This is a genomic window from Nostoc sp. (genome assembly GCF_036917515.1).
Classification (GTDB): Bacteria; Cyanobacteriota; Cyanobacteriia; order Cyanobacteriales; family Nostocaceae; genus Nostoc.
In genome coordinates this window covers 6,152-29,839 of sequence record NZ_JBALDE010000262.1, presented here as the reverse complement: position 1 = coordinate 29,839, position 23,688 = coordinate 6,152, and the positions used below count along the sequence as shown (strand labels likewise).

General features: G+C 44.2%; 1 protein-coding gene. It reads left to right on the top strand.

Going from position 1 to position 23,688, the window contains the following annotated elements:
- Nucleotides 1–23,688 carry a non-ribosomal peptide synthase/polyketide synthase gene (locus tag V7K89_RS33530; protein WP_335195117.1) on the top strand — a complete coding sequence of 7,896 codons (23,688 nt, stop codon included), beginning with the start codon at nucleotides 1–3 and terminating at the stop codon, nucleotides 23,686–23,688.

Sequence of the window (23,688 nt, the reverse complement as noted above, 5' to 3'; positions counted from 1 at the left end):
ATGAGTACAATTGTCAAAAAAAGTTACCCGCTATCATCTGGGCAAGAGGCAATGTGGTTTCTTCAACAAATTGCTCCAGAGAGTGTTGCTTATAATATATTTATTACTGTTAAAATTAATTCATATTTAAATATTTCTGTTGTTGAGCTTGTATGGAAAAAAAATATTGAAAAACATCCTATACTCAGAACCACATATATCAGTTATAAAGGCAAACCAATTCAGCAAGTTAATCAACAATCTAATTTTGGTGTTGAATTGATAGATGCAAGCAAGTGGAGTGAAGACGAACTAAAAGAGAACATCTTTGCTATAGCTGACTGCCCTTTTAACTTAGAAAAAGATTCAGTTTTGAGGGTGAATCTATTTACTCGTTCAGTAAAAGAACACATTCTCTTGCTCACAATGCACCATATTGCCGGGGATATGTGGTCTTTTGATTTACTGCTGAGTGAATTTCAAACTTTGTATGCTAAAGAGATTGAGCAAGTAAGTCTTGAGCAGATAGAGGTAGCAGATTCTTTAAGAAGTAATAAATCTTATGCCGATTTTGTCAACTGGCAATCGGAAATGCTATCGAGTTCCAGGGGAGAAAAACAGTGGCAATACTGGCAACAACAATTAGCTGATGAATTGCCAATTTTAAATTTGCTTCCAGATAAACCCCGCCCTCCAGTACAAACTTATCGAGGTGCATCACATATTATCAAGCTGGATGAACAGTTAACTCAAAAACTCAAGCATCTAGCTTCTGGAACAAGCCTTTATCAGATTCTACTAGCAGCATTTTACATTCAACTTTACCGCTATACCAATCAAACAGACATCCTCATAGGTAGTCCAATGAGAGGTAGGTCGGGTAAAGATTTTAAAGAGATTGTTGGCTACTTTGTCAACCTGACAGTTTTACGAACTTCTGTACAGGAAAACGCTACATTCACAGAATTTCTTGCTCAAGTTAGCAAGACAGTCAGAGAAGCCCAAAAGCATCAAGATTATCCCTTTTCTTTATTAGCAGAACAACTCCAACCACAACGAGATCTGAGTCGTTCTCCTTTATGTCAAGCTAGTTTCACCTGGCAACGGCATACTTGGTGCGAACCAAAAGAAAATTTACTGTACAGTCAAGCACAAATGCTTCAGATGGAGCCATACTTGCTCGGACATCAACGGGGTGCAGACTGGGATCTAAATTTAATGGTGATGGAAGCTCAGGGAGTGTTGCAACTTTGTTGGCAATACAATACTGACTTATTTGAGGCGACTACGATTGAGCGGATGGCAGAGCATTTTGTCACCTTGCTAGAAGGTATTGTAGATAATCCCCAAAAACAGATTTGGCAATTGCCTCTGTTAACAAAAGTTGAGCAACAGCGTTTATTGGTGGAGTGGAATGATACATCGGTAGACTATTATCCCTCTGATAAATGTATTCATCAATTGTTTGAGGAACAGGTAGCGCTTACTCCCGATGCAGTGGCGGTGGTGTTTGAAGATGAACAACTCACCTACCACCAATTGAATTGTCGTGCTAACTCTTTGGCGCATTACCTACAGTCATTGGGTGTGGGAACCTCAGAGCTAGTGGGGTTGTGTGTGGAGCGTTCGTCGAAGACGTTGCCGGAGGCATCGCCTTTAATGATTATCGCTTTACTTGCTATTCTCAAAGCTGGAGGAGCTTACGTCCCACTTGACCCTGAGTATCCGTCTGAACGCTTAAGCTTCATGCTGCAAGACACTCAGGTGAAAGTGCTATTGACGCAAGCGAAATTACTAGAGTTTCTTCCTCAACATCAAGCTCTTGTCGTCTGCTTAGATGCAGACTGGCAAAGCATATCCGTGGAAAATCAAGATAATCTCAACAGCACAGTCAATGCAGAAAACCCAGCCTATGTAATTTACACCTCCGGTTCTACAGGTACACCCAAAGGCGTAGTTGTTAATCATCAGGCTGTAAATCGACTGGTATTAACTACCAATTACATACAGTTAACAGCAGATGACCGCATTGCACAAGCGGCAAATATTGCATTTGATGCAGCCACCTTTGAGATTTGGGGAGCATTGCTGAATGGGGCGATGCTAGTCATTATTACTAAATCTGTATTGCTGTCACCCCAAAAATTTGCAGATTCACTGCAAGAATATGAGGTGAGTGTTCTATTCTTAACAACAGCTTTATTTAATCAGTTAGCCAGTTTAGTACCGCAAGCATTTAGTTCTTTAAAATATCTATTATTTGGTGGGGAAGCCGTTGATCCCAGATGGGTGCAAGAAGTCCTAGATAAAGGCGCACCCCGATACTTACTTCATGTGTATGGCCCAACAGAAAATACTACTTTTTCTACTTGGTATTTGGTAGAGAACTTAGCAACGACAGGGACAACAATTCCCATTGGTCGAGCAATTGCCAATACACAAACCTACATTCTTGACCGCAACTTACAACCTGTACCTGTTGGTGTAGTAGGAGAATTGTATCTTGGGGGTGTGGGATTAGCACAAGGCTATCTCAACCGCCCAGAATTGACTAATGAAAGATTTATCTCCAGTCCGTTTGACAATTCAAAACTATATAAAACAGGAGATTTAGCCCGTTATTTACCCGATGGCAACATTGAATACATAGATCGTGTTGACAATCAGGTAAAAATCCGGGGCTTCCGTATCGAGTTGGGAGAAATCGAAACTGTCCTGGGTCAACATCCTCAGATTAACTCGGTTGTCGCGATCGCCCGTGAAGATATCCCTGGAAACAAACGTATAGTCGCTTACATCGTACCCCAACCGCAACAGAAATCCACAATTAGCGAGCTGCGTACCTTACTCAAAAGCAAGCTACCAGAATACATGATACCGAGTGCGATCGTCATTCTAGAGTCCTTACCCCTGACACCCAACGGTAAAATCGACCGCCGCGCTCTACCAGCACCAGACTTAGACAGCACACTGGTAGAACAATATGTCGCCCCACGCACTCCAATTGAAGAACTGTTAGCGCAAATTTGGACACAAGTCCTCAAAGTAGAGCAAGTAGGCATTTATGATAACTTTTTTGAATTAGGGGGACAGTCTCTACTAGCAACACAACTGGTTTCCCGCGTTCGCAACGTTTTTCAAGTAGAATTACCCTTAAATCGCTTATTTACAGCAGCGACAGTAGCACAATTAGCCACAGTCATTGAGCAGTTACAGCCACAAAAAGGCGAACTCTCTACAGAGCCTATCTCAAGGCGGGCAGAAAATGCAGAACTACCACTGTCTTATGCTCAACAACGTTTATGGTTCATAGACCAGTTCCAGCCGAACAGCGCCCTATACAATATTCCCATCGCCTTGCGTTTAGCTGGAACTCTGGAAGTTACAGTTTTAGAACAAAGCCTAATTGAAATAATCGCCCGTCATGAAGCTTTACGCACCAACTTCATCACAGTTGATGGACAAGCTTCTCAAATCATTCAAACTCTGACGAATTGGACAATATCAGTTGTTGATTTACAGCATTTATCCACTAGCGAAAAAGAAATTGCTGCACAGCAATTAGTGCAACAACAAGCACTGCAACCCTTTGACTTAGCAACAGATACCTTAGTCAGAGCCACATTACTAGTGCTGTCCGAGACAGAACATACTTTACTAGTGTGTATGCACCACATTGTCTCTGATGGCTGGTCAATGGATGTGTTTGTTCAGGAGTTAGCTTCCCTGTACAATGCTTATTCCCAAGGTCAAGAGTCGCCCTTAGCACCATTGCCAATTCAGTATGCAGATTTCGCCATTTGGCAAAGAGACTGGTTGCAAGGGGATGTACTGCAAAGTCAATTGAATTACTGGGAACAACAACTCGCTGATGCACCAGCTTTATTGTCACTACCCACAGACCGACCCAGACCAACCGTACAAAGGTTCGTTGGGGCACATCAAAAGTTTGCACTTTCTGTGGAACTGACCGATCGCTTAACAAAACTCAGTCAACAACAAGGTGTCACCTTGTTCATGACCGTGTTGGCAGCATTTGATACCCTACTTTATCGCTACACAGGTACAGAAGATATTTTGGTAGGGACACCAATTGCTAACCGCAATCGCTCAGAGATAGAAGGGTTAATTGGCTTTTTTGTCAATACTTTAGTGATTAGGACTGATGTATTAGGCGATCGCACCTTCAACGAATTACTCGTTCGCATTCGGGAAGCTTGTTTAGGCGCATACGCTCATCAAGACCTACCCTTTGAAATGTTGGTGGAAGCGTTGCAGCCACAACGCGACCTCAGCCATAGTCCATTGTTTCAAGTGATGTTTGCCCTCCAGAATGCACCCATCGCACAACTAGACTTGGCAGGGTTAAGTGTCAGTTCATTGCCCATCGAAAGGGGAAGCGCCAAGTTTGATTTAACCTTATTCATGGACAACACCGCGACGGGACTAGTGGGTGAGTGGGAATACAATACTGACTTGTTTGACCCTAGCACCATTGAGCGAATGACGGGTCATTTTGTCACCTTGCTGGAAGCAATTGTTACTAATCCTAGTCAACCTATTGCTCAATTACCTCTGCTGACACAAGTTGAGCAACAGCAGTTATTGGTGGAGTGGAACAATAATCAAGCTGATTACCCAAGTGATAAGTGTATCCATCAGTTGTTTGAGGAGCAAGTTCACAGAACACCCGATGCAGTGGTGGTGGTGTTTGAAAATCAACAACTCACCTATGATGAGTTGAACTGTCGCGCTAACCAACTGGCGAACTATCTACAAACACTGGGAGTACAACCGGATACTTTAGTGGGTATTTGTGTAGAACGCTCCTTAGAAATGGTGGTGGGACTGTTGGGTATTCTCAAAGCGGGTGGTGCTTACGTACCGCTTGACCCAGATTATCCCCAAGACCGCTTGAGCTTTATGTTGGAAGATGCTCAAGTTTCCGTCCTGTTAACTCAACAGCAATTTGTAGAGAAATTGTATACAACTTCTCTACATCAAGCGCGTGTTATCTGCTTAGACACAGACTGGAACAAGATAGCGCAAAACAGTCTCTCAAACCTCCAAAACACAGCAACACCTGGCAATTTGGCATACGTCATCTACACTTCAGGTTCTACAGGTAAGCCAAAAGGTGTTTTAGTCAACCACTTTAATGTAACTCGTTTATTTACAGCGACAGACTCTTGGTATCACTTCAATCAAGATGATGTGTGGACAATGTTCCACTCTTATGCATTCGACTTTTCCGTGTGGGAAATTTGGGGCGCATTGCTGTATGGTGGAAGATTGGTAGTAGTGCCGTATTTGGTGACGCGATCGCCCCAATCTTTTTACCAGTTATTGTATACTGAAAAAGTCACAGTTCTTAACCAAACACCTTCAGCCTTCCGCCAGTTAATTCAAGCCGAACAGTCAATTACAACTACTGATGACTTGAACTTACGCCTAGTAATTTTCGGCGGGGAAGCTTTAGAACTGTCAAGTTTGCAACCTTGGTTTGAGCGACACAGCGACACCTTACCCCAGTTAGTGAATATGTACGGTATTACAGAAACCACCGTACACGTTACCTATCGCCCGTTGAATAAAGCCGATTTGCAAAGTGCAGCCAGTATCATTGGTCGTCCTATACCCGATTTACAGGTGTATGTCCTGGATGAACATCAAAAGCCAGTGCCAATTGGTATTGGGGGCGAAATGTACGTTGGTGGAGAAGGGGTGGCGCGTGGTTATCTCAATCGTCCCGATTTGACCCAACAACGGTTTATCTCTCATCCTTTTAGTAACAACCCCCAAGCGCGACTCTACAAAACAGGAGATAAAGCACGTTATCTAGCCAATGGCGAGTTAGAGTATTTGGGACGTATAGATAACCAAGTCAAAATTCGCGGTTTCCGCATTGAGTTGGGAGAAATTGAGACATTACTGGCTTCTCACCCACAAGTGTGGGAAAGCGTTGTGGTGGTGCGAGAGGATGAACCAGAAGACAAACGTTTAGTTGCTTATCTAGTCAAGAGTGATGAATCACTCACTACCAACCAACTGCGCTCCTTTCTCAAAGCAAAACTGCCAGAGTACATGATACCAAGTGCTTTGGTAATGCTGCCATCCTTACCCCTGACTGCCAACGGCAAAGTAGACCGTCGCGCCCTGCCAAAACCAGACTTAGACGGCACATTGTTAGAAAAGTATGTTGCTCCACGTACACCTACTGAAGAAATACTGACGCAAATTTGGGTGCAAGTCCTCAAAGTAGAGCAAGTTGGCATTCAGGATAATTTCTTTGAACTGGGGGGACATTCTTTATTAGCAACACAACTAGTTTCACGCATCCGTAACATTTTCAAAGTAGAACTACCATTGCGTGAGTTGTTTGCCACCGCCACAGTTGCCGAATTAGCTCAATCTATTGGGCAACTACAGCAACAGAATTTAGAACTTTATAAACCACCTATCTTCAAGCGAGCAGAGAATACTGAATTACCCCTGTCTTATGCTCAACAGCGTCTATGGTTTTTAGACCAGTTACAACCCAATAGTTCTTTTTACAACATACCTATAGCTTTACGTATTCTGAGTAAGCTGAATCAATCCGCCTTAGAACAAAGCTTCATTGAAATTATTAATCGCCATGAAGCGTTACGTACCAACTTCATTGCCATTGATGGACAACCAACTCAAGTTATTAGAGAAAAGGTTACAGATAGGGGACAGGGAATAGTCTCAGTTGTCGAGTTGCGGCATCTGCCAGCAAATGAACAAGAAATAACTGCACAGCGATTAGCACAACAACAAGCTACTCAACCATTTGACTTGGCACAAGGAGCATTAGTCAGGGCAACATTAATAATACTTTCAGAGACAGAACACATTTTATTACTGTGCATGCACCATATTGTCTCTGATGGTTGGTCAATAGGTGTGTTGATCGAAGAACTAGCAGCACTATACAATGCTTATGCTCAAGGCCAGTCGTCCCCCTTATCACCCTTGCCTGTACAGTACGCAGATTTCGCTTTATGGCAGAGACAGTGGTTGCAAGGAAATGTATTGCAAAGTCAACTCTCGTACTGGCAACAACAACTTGCAAATGCACCAACCTTATTGCCCCTGCCCACAGACAGACCCAGACCTGCTGTGCAGACTTTCTCTGGAGCATATCAACAATTTCCCCTCCCAACTGAGTTAACTAATAGATTGGTAAAACTGAGTCAGGAGCAAGGAGTTACCTTGTTCATGACGCTTTTGGCAGCATTTGATACCCTACTTTATCGGTACACGGGGCAAGAAGATATATTAGTGGGTTCTCCCATTGCTAACCGCGATCGCTCTGAAGTAGAAGGGTTAATTGGCTTTTTTGTCAATACCCTAGTAATGCGTACCGACTTGACAGGCAATCCCAGCTTTAGCCAATTGCTCGCTCGCGTTCGAGACATGGCAATGCAAGCATACACTCATCAGGATTTACCTTTTGAAATGCTGCTCGAAGCATTACAGCCAGAACGGAACTTGGGACATACACCATTGTTCCAGGTGATGTTTTCACTTCAGAATACTTCTATATCTGAATTAGAGTTAACTGAGTTAACTGTCAATCAGCTGAAAGTGGAAGGTATAACTGCCAAGTTTGATTTAACTTTATTAATGCAGAAAACCTCTACTGGGCTGGTAGGTATATGGGAGTACAATACTGACTTGTTTGATGCTAGTACCATTGAGCGCATGACGGGTCATTTTGTGACATTGCTTGAAGGTATTATTGCTAACCCAGATGAACAAATTTCTCAATTACCTCTGCTGACACTATCTGAGCAACAACAGTTACTTGTCGAGTGGAACGATACAAGCGTTGATTATTCAATAGATCGATGTATTCATCAGTTATTTGAGGAACAGGTAGCGCGTACCCCTGATGCTATAGCGGTAACATTTGGCAATCAACAACTGACTTATCAACAGTTGAACGCCCAAGCTAATCAATTGGCGCATTACTTAAAATCATTGGGTGTGAAAGCTGATGTGCTAGTAGGTATTTGTTTGGAACGCTCACTAGACATGATTGTGGGAATACTGGGTATTCTCAAGGCTGGTGGTGCTTATGTGTCACTCGATCCTGAGTATCCCCATGAGCGTTTGAGCTTTATGTTAGAAGATGCTCAACTTAGGGTGCTGTTAACTCAACAGCGATTAGTAGAGACATTGCATACAACATCTCTACATCAGGCGCGTGTTGTCTGCTTAGACACCGATTGGGAAAAAATAGCTCAAAACAGCCTCTCAAATCCGCAAAACACCGCCACAGCCGAAAATCTAGCTTATGTCATCTATACTTCAGGTTCTACAGGTAAGCCCAAAGGTGTTTTAGTCAATCACTCTAATGTAGTGCGTCTGTTTACAGCCACAGACGCTTGGTATAAGTTCAATCAAGATGATGTGTGGACAATGTTCCACTCCTACGCCTTCGACTTCTCTATTTGGGAAATATGGGGTGCATTCCTGTATGGTGGACGATTGGTAGTAGTTCCGTATTTAGTGACGCGATCGCCCGAATCTTTCTATCAGTTATTGTGTCAAGAAAAAGTCACAGTTCTCAATCAAACACCTTCCGCCTTCCGCCAACTAATTCAAGCCGAACAATCTATAGGAACTACTAACGACTTAAGCTTACGCCTAGTAATTTTCGGCGGGGAAGCTTTAGAACTGTCGAGTTTGCAGCCTTGGTTTGAGCGACATGGCGACACCTTACCCCAACTAGTGAATATGTACGGAATTACAGAAACCACCGTACACGTTACCTATCGCCCGTTGAGTAAAGCTGATTTGCATGATACCGCCAGTGTCATTGGTCGCCCAATTCCCGATTTACAAGTATATCTGCTAGACCAGAATTTACAGCCAGTGCCAATTGGAGTTCCAGGTGAGATGTATGTTAGTGGTGCTGGGGTGACTCGTGGGTATTTGAATCGTCCTGAACTTACTCAACAAAGGTTTATCTCTAATCCATTTGTGGAAGCACAAGGGAATAGATTATATAGAACAGGTGACTCAGCGCGGTATTTACCCAATGGCGAGTTAGAGTATTTGGGACGCATTGATAACCAAGTCAAAATTCGTGGCTTCCGCATTGAGTTGGGAGAAATAGAGGGATTACTGGCTTCCCACCCCGCAGTTTGGGAAAACGTGGTGATGGTGCGAGAGGATGAACCAGGAGACAAACGTTTAGTTGCTTATGTAGTACCGAAGGCAGAACAATCGACTACAGTGCAAGAACTGCGTGAGTTCTTGGGCAACCAACTACCCAGCTACATGATACCTAACGCCTTTGTGTTGCTGAAATCCTTACCCTTGACCGCTAATGGGAAAATAGACCGCCGCGCCTTACCAAAACCAGACTTAGACAGCACACAGCTAGAAAAATTTGTCGCCCCACGCACCCCCATTGAAGAAATGCTGGTGCAAATTTGGGCGCAAGTGCTGAAATTAGAACAAGTGGGTATTCATGACAACTTCTTTGAACTGGGGGGACACTCACTATTAGCCACGCAACTGGTCTCCCGCATTCGCAACCTGTTTAAGGTAGAATTGCCATTGCGTGAGTTGTTTAGCAATGCAACAGTAGCGCAATTAGCGCGATCGCTCCAACACTTACAACAACAAGATATCACCCTAACTGCCCCGCCCATCCTCAAGCGGGTTGAGAATGTAGAACTACCATTATCATTTGCTCAACAGCGTTTATGGTTCTTAGACCAGTTCGAGCCAAATAGACCCTTTTACAACATACCTATAGCTTTACGTCTAGCGGGAACTCTCAATCAAGCTGCGCTACAACAAAGCTTACAAGCAATTATTGTCCGTCATGAAGCCTTACGCACCAACTTCATCACCATTGATGGGCAAGCTTCACAAATTATTCAAACTTCCACGGACTGGCAAGTTTGGGTTGTTGATTTGCAACATTTATCGACCACTGAACAAGAAATAACTGTACAGCAATTAGCGCAAGAACACGCTATTCAACCATTTGACCTCGCAAATCAAGCATTAGTTAGGGCAAAATTACTGGTGCTGTCTGAAACAGAACACATGTTGTTAGTCTGTATGCACCATATTGTCTCGGATGGCTGGTCAATGGGTTTGTTTGTCAAAGAATTAGCCACCCTATACGGTGCTTATGCTCAAGGTAAATCACCCAATTTAGCACCACTACCAATTCAATACGCAGACTTTGCACTATGGCAAAGACAGTGGTTGCAAGGGAATGTATTACAAAGCCAATTGAATTATTGGCAAGAACAACTCAAAGACGCACCAGCTTTATTATCGCTTCCCACAGACCGACCAAGACCTGCGGTGCAAACCTTCGCTGGCGCACATCATGAGTTTGCCATTTCTCTAGAAGTCAGCCAAAAACTGATACAACTGAGTCAGCAACAAGGTTGTACTCTCTTCATGACGTTGTTAGCAGCTTATGATACCCTACTGTACCGCTACACCCAACAAGAAGACATTTTAGTAGGGACACCAATTGCAAACCGTGATCGCTCCCAGATAGAAGGGTTAATTGGCTTTTTTGTCAATACCTTAGTCATGCGTACTAACTTGGCAGGTAATCCCAGTTTTAGCGAATTATTAGGTCGCGTTCGAGAAATGGCAATGGAGGCATATACGCATCAGAATTTGCCATTTGAAATGCTGGTGGAAGCATTGCAACCAGAACGCAACCTTAGCCATAGTCCACTGTTCCAAGTGATGTTTGTGCTGGAGAATGCCCCTGTATCTCAATTGGAGTTAACTGGGTTAACTGTCAATCCACTTAAGGTAAAGAGTACAACTGCCAAGTTTGATTTGACTTTGGGAATGGAGAACACAGCTAACGGACTGATGGGCGTGTGGGAATACAACACTGACTTGTTTGATAGCAACACGATGATCGCCCGGATGGTTGGTCATTTTGTCACACTGCTAGAAGCAATTGCGGCAAATCCACAACAGCGCATTTCCCAATTGCCTTTGTTGACACAACCTGAGCAACATCAATTATTAGTTGAATGGAACAATACTCAGACAGATTACCGCCAGAATCAGTGTATTCATAAGTTGTTTGAGTCACAAGCGCAGCGCAATCCTGATGCAGTCGCAGTGGTGTTTGGTAATCAACAACTGACCTATCAACAGTTGAATACCCAAGCCAATCAATTAGCACATCACTTGCGTTCATTAGGTGTAGGTGTAGGCGTAGATGTGCTGGTGGGTATTTGTGTAGAACGCTCACTAGACATGATTGTGGGCATACTGGGTATTCTCAAAGCGGGTGGTGCGTATGTGCCACTTGACCCTGAATATCCCCAAGACCGCTTGAGCTTTATGTTAGAAGATGCTCAAGTTAAGGTTTTACTGACCCAACAGCAATTAATCCAGTTGCTTCCCCAACATCAGGCACGTATCGTTTGCTTAGATACCGACTGGGAAAAAATTGCTCAAAACAGCCTCTCAAACCCTCAAAACATTGCAACATCCGAGAATCTGGCTTATGTCATCTACACTTCAGGTTCTACAGGTAAGCCAAAAGGTGTTTTAGTCAACCACTCCAATGTCGTGCGTCTGTTTGCAGCGACAGATGCTTGGTATCAGTTCAATCAAGATGACGTGTGGACAATGTTCCACTCCTACGCCTTTGACTTCTCTGTTTGGGAAATTTGGGGTGCATTGCTGTACGGTGGGCGGCTGGTAATAGTGCCGTACTTGGTGACGCGATCGCCCGAATCTTTCTATCAGTTATTGTGTCAAGAAAAAGTTACAGTTCTTAATCAAACACCTTCCGCCTTCCGCCAACTAATTCAAGCCGAACAATCTATAGGAACTGCTAACGACTTAAGCTTACGCTTAGTAATTTTTGGTGGGGAAGCCTTAGAACTAAAGAGTTTGCAACCTTGGTTTGAGCGACATGGCGACTCTTCACCCCAGTTAGTGAATATGTACGGAATTACAGAAACTACCGTACACGTTACATATCGTCCCTTGAGTAAAGCAGATTTGCATGGTGCGGCTAGTGTCATTGGTTGTCCGATACCCGATTTACAGGTATATCTCCTAGACCAGAATTTACAACCAGTACCTATTGGTGTCCCTGGTGAAATGTATGTCGGTGGTGCTGGTGTAACACGCGGCTATTTGAATCGTCCCGAACTTACAGAACAACGGTTTATTTCTAATTCTTTTGTGGAGGCTCAAGGGAGCAGATTATACAGAACAGGAGACTTAGCGCGGTATTTACCTAATGGTGATTTAGAGTACTTAGGACGCATCGATAACCAAGTCAAGATTCGTGGCTTCCGTATTGAGTTGGGAGAAATTGAAGGGTTACTGGCTTCGCACCCCGCAGTTTGGGAAAATGTGGTGGTGGTACGAGAGGATAAACCGGGAGACAAGCGTTTAGTTGCTTATGTGGTGTCAAAGGCCGAACAATCTCTGACAGCCGCCCAACTACGTCGCTTCCTGACAAACCAACTACCAAGCTACATGCTGCCAAGTGCTTTTGTAGAGTTAAAAGCTCTACCTCTGACAGCAAATGGTAAGTTAGATCGGCGAGCTCTGCCAATACCTGACACTGCAAGACCAGAACTAGAAAATGTGTTTGTCGCTCCTAGTACAAAAGAAGAAAAAATATTAGCCGCTATCTGGACTCAGGTTCTTGGTGTTGAGCAGGTGGGTATTAATGATAACTTTTTTGCTTTAGGTGGGGATTCTATCCGTAGCATTCAAGTATTGTCTAAAGCTAAAGAAAAAGGTTTGAGTTTTTCTCTTGCAGAGCTCTTCCAATATCAGACAATTCACGAACTAGTTCAAGAACTCAAAAACAAAAAACATGACATTACAAAATCAGAACTAACTCAACCATTTAGTCTAATTTGTGAGGCAGATAAACAAAAGTTACCTGACGGTGTAGAGGATGCCTATCCCCTGGCTATGCTGCAAATGGGAATGCTGTTCCACAGTGAGTACGCTACAGATAGCGCAGTCTACCGCGAAATTAGCAGTTTCCATCTCAAAACCCCTCTGAATGTTGAACTTTTAGAGGTTGCAATTCAAGATTTAGTCAATCATCACGCTGTGCTGCGGACTTCATTTGAGCTAAGTAACTTTAGTATTCCTTTGCAATTGGTGCATCGGCAAGTGAAGGTTCCCTTGCAAGTAGAAGATTGGTGTCATTTGAATCATTCTCAGCAAGAAGATGCTTTAACTGCTTGGTTTGAAGTTGAAAAGAAACAGCACTTCGATTGGACTCAGCCTTCTTTATTACGCTTCTTTGTTCATCGTCGTACACCGGAGACATTTAATCTGACTTTGAGTTGCCATCACGCTATTTTGGATGGATGGAGTGTCTCCTTGATGATGACTGAATTGTTTAGTCGTTATTTATCCCTTTTAGGCGAACAAATTGATTATATATCGCCACCGTTAAGTATTACATTCCGAGATTATCTAGCTTTAGAGCAACAAGCGATCGCTTCGTCAGAGACTCAGCACTACTGGCGTGAAAAGTTAAACGACAGTACTTTCACCCAATTGCCTCAGTGGGAGTCCGTGCCAACAGATACCATAAACGTTGGTTTACAAGACATCACTTTATCCTCTGAAATTTACGAAGGCTTAAAAAAATTTGCTCAGTCCGCAGAAGTTCCACTCAAGAGTGTGCTGTTAGCTGCTCATCTACGAGTGTTAAATCTCCTAAGTGGTCAATCAGACGTACTAACGGGATTAATAGCCAATGGGCGACCCGAACAAAGTGATGGTGAGCGAGTTCTGGGATTATTCCTGAATACTTTGCCATTGCGCCTGCAATTAACTGGCGGCACATGGATGGACTTAGTGCAGCAAGTATTTGCAGCAGAACGAGAAATGTTGCCACATCGTCGTTATCCATTGGCTGAAATTCAGAGAAATTTGGGGCAGAGAAGTTTGGGTGGTGAACCTCTGTTTGAGACAGCATTTAACTTCGTGCATTTTCATGTCTACCAACAGGTTTTGGAGCTAGATAATTTGCAGTTACTGGGTGGGAAGTCTTTTGAAGAAACCAACTTCACTTTTGTCGCTAGTTTCAGTGTGAATCCAATCTCGTCTCAGGCAGAATTACAAATTGAGTATGATGTCTTAAAGTTTACTCCTCAACAAATTAACAGAATCGGTGAATACTACCTTAATACTCTGGCGGCAATAGTAAACCAGCCCCAAGGACGCTACGAGTTACAATCTCTTCTTTCTCAAAAAGAGCAACAGCAGTTACTTGTTGAGTGGAATGATACTCAAGCTGATTACCCAAGAGATAAATGTCTGCATCAATTATTTGAGCAGCAAGCACAACTGACACCTGATGCAGTGGCGGTGGTGTTTGACAATGAACAACTGACTTATCAACAGTTAAACACCCAAGCGAATCAATTAGCACATGACCTACAATCTTTGGGAGTAGAACCAGAGGTTTTAGTCGGGATATATTTAGAGCGATCGCTATCCATCATCGTCACATTATTAGCCGTCCTCAAAGCTGGCGGCGGTTATGTTCCCCTAGACCCTGATTATCCCCAACAGCGATTAGCTGACATATCCCAAGATTCACAGGTTTCGGTACTCATCACCCAGGAGAAATTGCTTGATTCCTTGCCAGTTTCTGGGGTGAAAGTCATTGTCTTAGATGCGGAATTTGAGACGCTGACTACTCAAAGTACAGAAAATCTGGTAAGTACCGTCAAACCAGAAAACATAGCTTGTCTGTTGTACACTTCCGGGTCTACAGGTAAACCCAAAGGCGTGATGTTGACTCATGCAGCGTTAGTCAATCATAGCAGTGCCATTAGTGAAATATTTGGTTTGACTAGCAGTGATCGCGTTTTGCAATTTGCTTCCTTTGGTTTTGATGTCGCCGCCGAAGAAATCTACCCGACTTGGTATAAAGGCGGAACTGTGGTTGTTAGACCAGTACAAATGTTCCCTGACTTTGCCAATCTTGCTCAATTTATTGAACAACAAAAGCTGACTGTTTTAAATATCACCCCAGCTTACTGGCATGAATGGACAGTAGCGGTATCTCAACAGGATGCAACTGTGCCGGAATGTTTAAGGTTAGTGGCTGTGGGTGGGGATGCAGTGCTACCGGAAACAGTTACAATGTGGCGGGAGTTAGTAGGCGATGGCATTACTTGTCTCAACGTCTACGGCCCAACTGAAGCATCGGTAACAGCCGTAGTCCACGATTTGCTACATCCCGAATCAGGGAAAACCAATACAGTCCTGATTGGTCGTCCCATTGCCAATACGCAAATCTACATCCTTGACCAAAATCTTCAGCCTGTACCTGTTGGTATAAAAGGTGATCTGCATATTGGCGGTGTGCGTTTAGCTAGAGGCTACTTTAACCGAAGTGAATTGACCCAGGAAAAATTTCTTCCTAACCAATTTAGAGATCCCAAAGTAGACCGGATCTACAAAACCGGGGATTTGGCGCGTTATTTACCCAATGGCAACATTGAGTGCTTTGGACGCATCGACAATCAAGTAAAAATCCGGGGCTTTCGCATTGAGTTGGGAGAAATCGAAGCCGTACTCAACCAACATCCCGATGTGCAGACATCTTGTGTCATACTCCGAGAAGATACTCCTGGGGATAAACGCTTAGTCGCTTACGTTGTATTGTATTCTCAAGAGATACCTGCTGTTAGCGAACTGCGCCAATTTCTGTCCAATCGCCTACCGCTTTACATGGTGCCAAGTACTTTCGTAACGCTGGAGTCCCTACCGCTTACAGCACACCGCAAAGTAGACCGTCGCGCCTTACCCACACCAGATTTACAAAGCGAACAAATAGACAACTATGTTGCACCGCGCACTCCTTGCGAAGAAATGCTGGCGCAAATTTGGGCGCAAGTGCTGAAACTAGAACAGGTAGGCATTCATGATAATTTCTTTGAATTAGGAGGACATTCGCTACTAGCAACACAACTAGTTTCCCGCATCTGCAGCATCTTCAAAATAGAACTCCCATTACGTAGCATTTTTGCTGCTGCGACAGTTGCCGCATTAGCAGAGTTAATTGAGCAGTTGCAGCCACAACAAGGGGAATTTACTTCCGCACCCATCTTGCCAAGGGCGAAGGATGCGGAATTATTACTGTCATTCGCTCAACAGCGCTTGTGGTTTTTAGAACAGTTACAGCCGAATACTGCTTTATATAACATTCCCGAAGCCTTGCGTCTGGTAGGAACGCTGAATCAAGCTGCCTTAGAACAAAGCTTACAAGAAATAATTGCGCGTCATGAAGCCTTACGCACTAACTTCATCGCCGTTGATGGGCAAGCAAGGCAAATCATTCAAACACAGATAGATTGGCAAATTTCAGTTGTTGACTTGCAACATCTACCTGCAAACGAGCAAGAAATAACTGTACAGCAACTAGCGCAAGAACAAGCTCTACAACCCTTCGATCTAGCAAAGGGAGCATTAATTAAGGCGAAGTTACTGGTGCTGCCCGAGACGGAACACATCTTGCTAATTGCCATGCACCACATTGTTTCGGATGACTGGTCAATGGGTGTGTTTGTCTCTGAATTAACAGCGTTGTACAATGCTTACGCTCAAAATCAGCCCTCTCCCTTACCACGACTACCAATTCAGTATGCAGACTTTGCACTGTGGCAGAGACAGTGGTTGCAAGGAGATGTACTGCAAGGTCAATTGAATTACTGGCAAGAACAACTTAAAGACGCACCAGCTTTATTACCTCTGCCCACAGACAGACCCAGACCAGCGCTACAGACTTTTGCTGGCGCATATCAAAAGTTTGAACTTTCACCCCAGTTAACCGAAAAGCTGACGCAACTAAGCCAGCAACAAGGGGCGACTTTGTTCATGACGCTGTTAGCAGCTTATAATACTCTGCTTTATCGCTACACAGGTGTAGCAGATGTTTTGGTGGGTACACCAATTGCTAACCGCGATCGCTCTGAAATAGAAGGGTTAATTGGCTTTTTTGCTAATACCTTAGTCATGCGGACTGATTTATCTGCAAATCCCAATTTCTGCGAATTACTAGGTCGTGTTCGAGAAGTGGCGCTACAAGCATACGCTCATCAAAACTTGCCCTTTGAAATGCTGGTAGAAGCATTGCAGCCAGAACGCAACCTCAGCCATACACCACTGTTCCAAGTCGCGTTTATTCTTCAGAATGCACCCACCTCTCAATTAGAAATGACGGGGCTAACTCTCGGTCACGTATCAACAGCAGGTGTAACCGCCAAGTTTGATTTAACTTTGGCAATGGGCAGCACTGACACTGGATTAGTGGGAGTTTGGGAATACAATACTGACTTGTTTGATGCAGGTACTATTGAGCAAATGGCTGATCATTTTGTCACACTGCTAGAAGCAATTGTGGCAAATCCCCAAGAGCGCATTTCCCAATTACCTTTGTTAACGGCAGTTGAGCAGCAACAGTTATTAATCGATTGGAATGATACATCGGTAGATTATCCTACTGATAAGTGTATTCATCAGTTATTTGAAGAACAGGTAGCGCGTAGCCCGTATGCGGTGGCAGTGGTGTTTGAAAATGAACAACTCACCTACCACCAATTGAATTGCCGTGCTAACTCTTTGGCGCATTACTTGCGTTCATTAGGTGTGCAAGCCGATGTGCTGGTTGGGTTGTTTGTCGAGCGTTCTTTAGAAATGCTGGTAGCAGTGCTTGGTATTCTCAAAGCAGGTGGGGCTTATGTACCGCTTGACCCTCAGTATCCCCAAGAGCGTTTACAATTTATGCTCGAAGATGCTCAACTTGGCGTGTTACTCACCCAAAAGCAACTAGTGAATAAACTACCTCAAAATCAAGCGCGGCTTGTTTGTCTGGATGAAATAGAGTCACAAATTGACGAGAACAACCAGGAAAGCTTGACTGGAGTTGTGACTGCTGCTCATTTAGCCAATGTGATTTACACGAGCGGTTCTACGGGTAAACCTAAAGGGGTGATGGTTAAGCACACCGGATTTGTGAACTTATCCCAAGCTCAAATTCAAACCTTTGGTGTCAACTCTTCTAGTCGCATTCTCCAGTTTGCCTCGTTGAGTTTTGATGCTTCTATTTGGGAAATCATCATGGCTTTGGGGTCAGGGGCAACACTTTACTTAGGTACAAAAGACTCCTTAGCACCTGGTACACCATTACTTGAGCGATTACGCGACTATGGCATTACTCATGTCACCTTACCGCCATCAGCACTCTTCGTTCTGCCTGCTGAGGAATTGCCTGCGTTGCAAACAATCATTGTCGCTGGTGAGGCTTGTTCTGGTGAACTGATAAAACAATGGTCTGTTGGCAGGAATTTCTTCAACGCTTATGGCCCGACCGAAACTACTGTTTGTGCCACGATCGCCAAATGCCATCCTGAAGATGAGAAAATCTCAATTGGTCGCCCCATAGCCAATACACAAATCTACATCTTAGACTCGCACTTACAACCAGTACCCATTGGTGTACCGGGAGAACTGCATATCGGCGGCGTAGGATTAGCAAAAGGCTACCTCAACCGCGCTGAATTAACACAAGAGAAATTCATCCCCAATCCCTTTAATAATTCAAAATTTTACAAAACGGGGGATTTAGCGCGTTATTTACCTGATGGTAATATCAAGTACTTAGGACGCGTTGACAATCAGGTAAAAATTCGGGGCTTCCGTATCGAGTCGGGAGAAATCGAAGCCGTACTCAATCAACATCCTGATGTACAGACCAATTGTGTCATCCTCCGCGAAGATTCCTCTGGTGATAAGCGTCTAGTCGCCTACGTTGTCCCTTATTCTCAGCAGATACCGACAACTAGCGAAATGCGGCAATTTATCTCTAATCATTTGCCGCATTACATGATGCCCCAAGCTTTCGTCATTCTGGAGTCTTTACCGCTAACACCAAATGGGAAAATAGACCGTCGTGCCCTACCTACACCAGATTTACACAGCGAACAAAAAGATTATGTAGCTCCACGCACTCCAACCGAAGAAATGGTGGCACAGATTTGGGCGCAAGTCTTAAAACTAGAGCAGGTAGGCATTGAAGACAACTTCTTTACTTTGGGAGGACATTCCCTATTAGCTACGCAGGTAATTTCTCGCTTGCAGTCAGCCTTGGGAATATTGTTACCGTTGCGTTCCTTGTTTGAGTCACCAACAGTTGCTCAGTTAAGTGAAATTATCTCCAGTCAGCTAGAAACTGGTTTGGCTCTGGCAGTACCGACGATCGCACCTGTTTCTAGAGATGCAGACATCCCTCTATCTTGGGCGCAAGAACGGCTGTGGTTTGTGAATCAATTAGAAGGCGAAAGTGGTGCCTACACAATTGATTTAACCATCCGCTTGCGGGGTAATTTGGATGTCTTGGCTTTGGAACAAGCTTTTGCGGCGATCATACAACGCCATGAACCCCTGCGGACTCAGTTTAAGCTCAAGAATAATCAGCCAGTACAAGTAATAGAGCCCAATGGAACATTTACATTACCAGCGGTCGATTTACAAAATGTGGCAGACCCCAGTAAACAAGTTGTGCAACTGGCAAAAGAAGAAGTCTGCAAACCATTCGATTTGGCTAATGGTTGTGTACTGCGAGTCAAGCTGTGGCAAGTGGCTACTGACGAGTATGTATTGGTATTAGCAATACATCATATTGCGGCTGATGGTTGGTCGATGGGCGTTTTGACTAACGAACTTTCAGCCTATTACCAAGCTATTGCCACAAGTAGTCCTGTGACGTTACCAGAGTTACCTATACAGTATGCCGACTTCGCCGTATGGCAGCGTCAATGGCTCACAAATGAGGTGTTAGACCGGCAGTTAAGCTACTGGAAGCAACAGTTAACAGGCGCACTACCTCTGTTAGAATTACCCACAGACCGCCCCCGCCCAGCTATACAGACTTTCCGAGGCGGTACAGAGCAACTGCAATTAAATGTCAAGTTAACCCAACAGCTCAAAAAGCTCTCTCAAGAGTCGGGAACCACTCTATTTATGACACTGCTGGCGGGATTTACGGTGTTAATGTCTCGCTATAGTGGACAAAAGGATTTGATAATTGGTTCACCGATCGCCAATCGCAACCGGACAGAAATAGAAGGGTTAATTGGCTTTTTTGTCAATACCTTGGCACTGAGATTCGATTTATCCCAAGAACCAACTTTTAAAGCGTTACTAGCGCAGGTACGACGGGTAACTCAAGAAGCCTACGACCATCAAGATTTGCCCTTCGAGATGTTAGTCGAAGAATTGCAAGTAGAGCGAAACCTAGATCGTAATCCTCTAGTACAGGTGGTGTTTGCCCTCCAGAATGCGCCCTCTGCGCCTTTGGAACTGCCTGGGTTAACAGTTGAAGGGATGGCTTCGGGACTAGATTCAGTGCGGCTTGACCTAGAATTTTACTTGTGGGATACACCCGAAGGGCTGGGCGGCTTCTGTTCTTACAACAGTGATTTGTTTGATGCGGTGACTATTGCTCGGATGATGCAACATTTTGTGACTTTGTTAGAAGCAATTGTCGATCGTCCCCAACAACCAGTAGCATTACTGCCTTTGCTTACCCAGCCGGAACGCCATCAATTGTTGCTGGAATGGAACAATACTTCTGTAGATTATCCCCAAGATAGATGTATTCATCAGTTATTTGAGGAGCAATCTTTGAGTACACTCGATGCAGTGGCAGTGGTGTTTGGCAATGAACAACTGACTTACCACCAGTTAAATTGTCGGGCGAATCGATTGGCGCATTATTTGCAGTCTTTGGGTGTGCGAGCAGATGTACTAGTTGGGATTTGTGTAGAGCGATCACTTTCAATGGTGATAGGGTTGTTGGCAATTCTTAAAGCTGGTGGTGCTTACGTACCCCTTGACCCAGAATATCCTAGCGATCGCCTGGGCTTCATGCTTCAAGATACGCAAGTTAAGGTACTGCTGACCCAAGAGCGATTACTAGAGAAACTACCCCAGCATCAAGCAAAACTGGTCTTTTTAGATGACATAGAGCCACAAATTGACAACAGCCAAGGTAATCCCACTGGGGTTGTGACTGCTTCTCATCTAGCCAATGTGATTTACACCTCCGGTTCCACAGGTAAACCCAAAGGGGTGATGGTTGAGCATCGGGGATTATACAACCTAGCTCTAGCACAGATTCAGGCTTTTGGCGTAGATTCTAAGAGTCGCGTTCTCCAGTTTGCCTCCTTCAGTTTTGATGCCTGCATATCTGAAATTTTGATGAGTTTGGGGTCAGGAGCAACCCTTTACCTGGGAACAAAAGACGCAATCATGCCAGGTACACCGTTAGTTGAGAGCTTACGCAACTATGGCATTACCCATGTCACCTTACCACCATCGGCATTAGCAGTCTTACCAAATGAAGAATTCCCCAATCTGCAAACAATTGTTGTTGCTGGTGAAGCTTTTTCTCCTGAACTAGTTAAACTTTGGTCAGTTGGCAGAAACTTCTTCAACGCTTATGGCCCCACAGAAGCCAGCGTTTGTGCCACGATCGCTAAATGCAATCTTGAAGATGAGAAAGTTAGCATTGGTCGTCCCATTGCCAACGTGCAAGTCTACATTTTAGATTCACAATTACAACCAGTACCAGTTGGCGTACCTGGAGAACTGCACATTGGCGGTGTGGGATTAGCCAGAGGCTATCTCAATCGCCCAGAATTGACAACTGAGAAATTCATTCCTCATCCCTTTAGCGATGAACCGGATGCAAGACTCTACAAAACTGGGGATTTGGCGCGTTATTTACCAGACGGCAACATTGAATATCTGGGACGCATTGATAACCAAGTCAAGATTCGTGGTTTCCGCATCGAGTTAGGCGAAATTGAAGATGTTTTGACTCAACATCCTTTGGTACAGGAGGGTGTTGTTGTTGCCAAAGCTGATAACACTGGTGATAAACAACTGGTAGCTTACTTAGTACCTGCGCTGAAAAACAAAGTATTACCCCAACAACTGGCTCAATGGCAGAGTGAGTACGTAAGCGACTGGCAAATGCTGTATGAACAAGCTTATGGGCAACCGCAAACATCCACTGATGACCTGACCTTTAATATCAGTGGTTGGAACAGCAGTTATACTAAGCAAGCCATCCCAGATTGGGAAATGCGGGAGTGGGTTGAGAATACAGTTAGTCGTATACTGTCTCTGTCTCCACAGCGAGTATTAGAAATTGGTTGCGGTACGGGTTTACTCTTATCTCGCGTAGCTCCCAAGAGTCAGGAGTATTGGGGAATTGATTATTCTAGCGCAGCGTTACAACACGTCGAGCAGATGTGTAAAACATTGCCAGGTCTAGACAATGTACGTTTGCTGCAACGAACGGCAGATAATTTTGATGGTATCCCCCAAGGAGAGTTTGATACTGTAGTCATCAACTCAGTGGTGCAGTACTTCCCCAGCGTGGAGTATTTGTTGCAGGTAATCGAAAGCGCGATCGCAACAATGACTCAAAAAGGTAAGCTATTCCTGGGTGATATCCGCAGTTTGCCTTTATTAGAGCCATTCCATGCCGCCGTGCAGTTGTCCCAAGCTGCGGAAGACAGAACTATTGAGCAATGGCAGCAGCAGGTAAATTCTAGCGTGGCTGCGGAAGAAGAATTAGCCATCGATCCTAGTTTCTTTATTGCTCTCCAAACACGTTTCCCCCAAATTACTTGGGTAGAAATTCAGCCCAAGCGCGGTTACGCTCAAAATGAGTTAACGCAATTCCGCTATGATGTCACCCTGCATATAGGTGCTGATATCCAAACACAGTTAGTGCCTTGGCTAAACTGGCAACTAGAGAAACTCTCGTTTACCCAAATTCAACATCAACTGCAACAACAGCCCCAAATTTTAGGAATTAGAGGTGTACCTAATCAACGAGTGCAGCAAGCATTACAAATTTGGCAATGCTTAGAAAATCCCCCAGCCGTCGAAACAGTGGGACAACTGCGCGAACTATTAACACAACAGCCAACAGTGGGGATTAACCCTGAAGAATTTTATCAGTTGGGACAGCAAAACGGATACACCGTCCACATCAGTTGGTGGGGAGGTAGCCAAGATGGTTCATTCGATGTGGTGTTCTACCGCAAACGAGGACAAAAAGCCACCTTCTGGGATAATTCGTCCATCACTGTTAAACCTTGTACTGACTATACTAACAATGCCTTATATGGCAAGTTAGTTCAAAAGCTAGTACCGCAAGTGCGATCGCTCCTCCAACAAAAGCTACCTAATTACATGCTTCCCCAAGCTTTTATTCTCCTCAAAGCACTGCCGTTAACACCAAATGGCAAAGTAGATCGCCGCGCTTTACCCGCACCAGATACAGCTACAAGAAATCTTGGTACTAACTTTGTTTCACCGCGTACTCCTGTTGAAGCTCAACTGGTGCAGATTTGGTGTGAAGTCTTGGGATTAGCACGCATTGGCGTGAAAGACAACTTCTTTGAACTAGGGGGACATTCCCTGTTAGCAACTCAAGTGGTGTTACGGATTAACTCAACTTTTAAACTTGACCTATCTGTAAAGATGATATTTGAGTCTCCCACAGTGGCGGCGACAGCATCTTATATTCAGGCAGTAAATTGGGCAGCAAAAGATTTAGCAGTACTTGATATGAGTAGCGAAGTAGTGGAGTTTTAA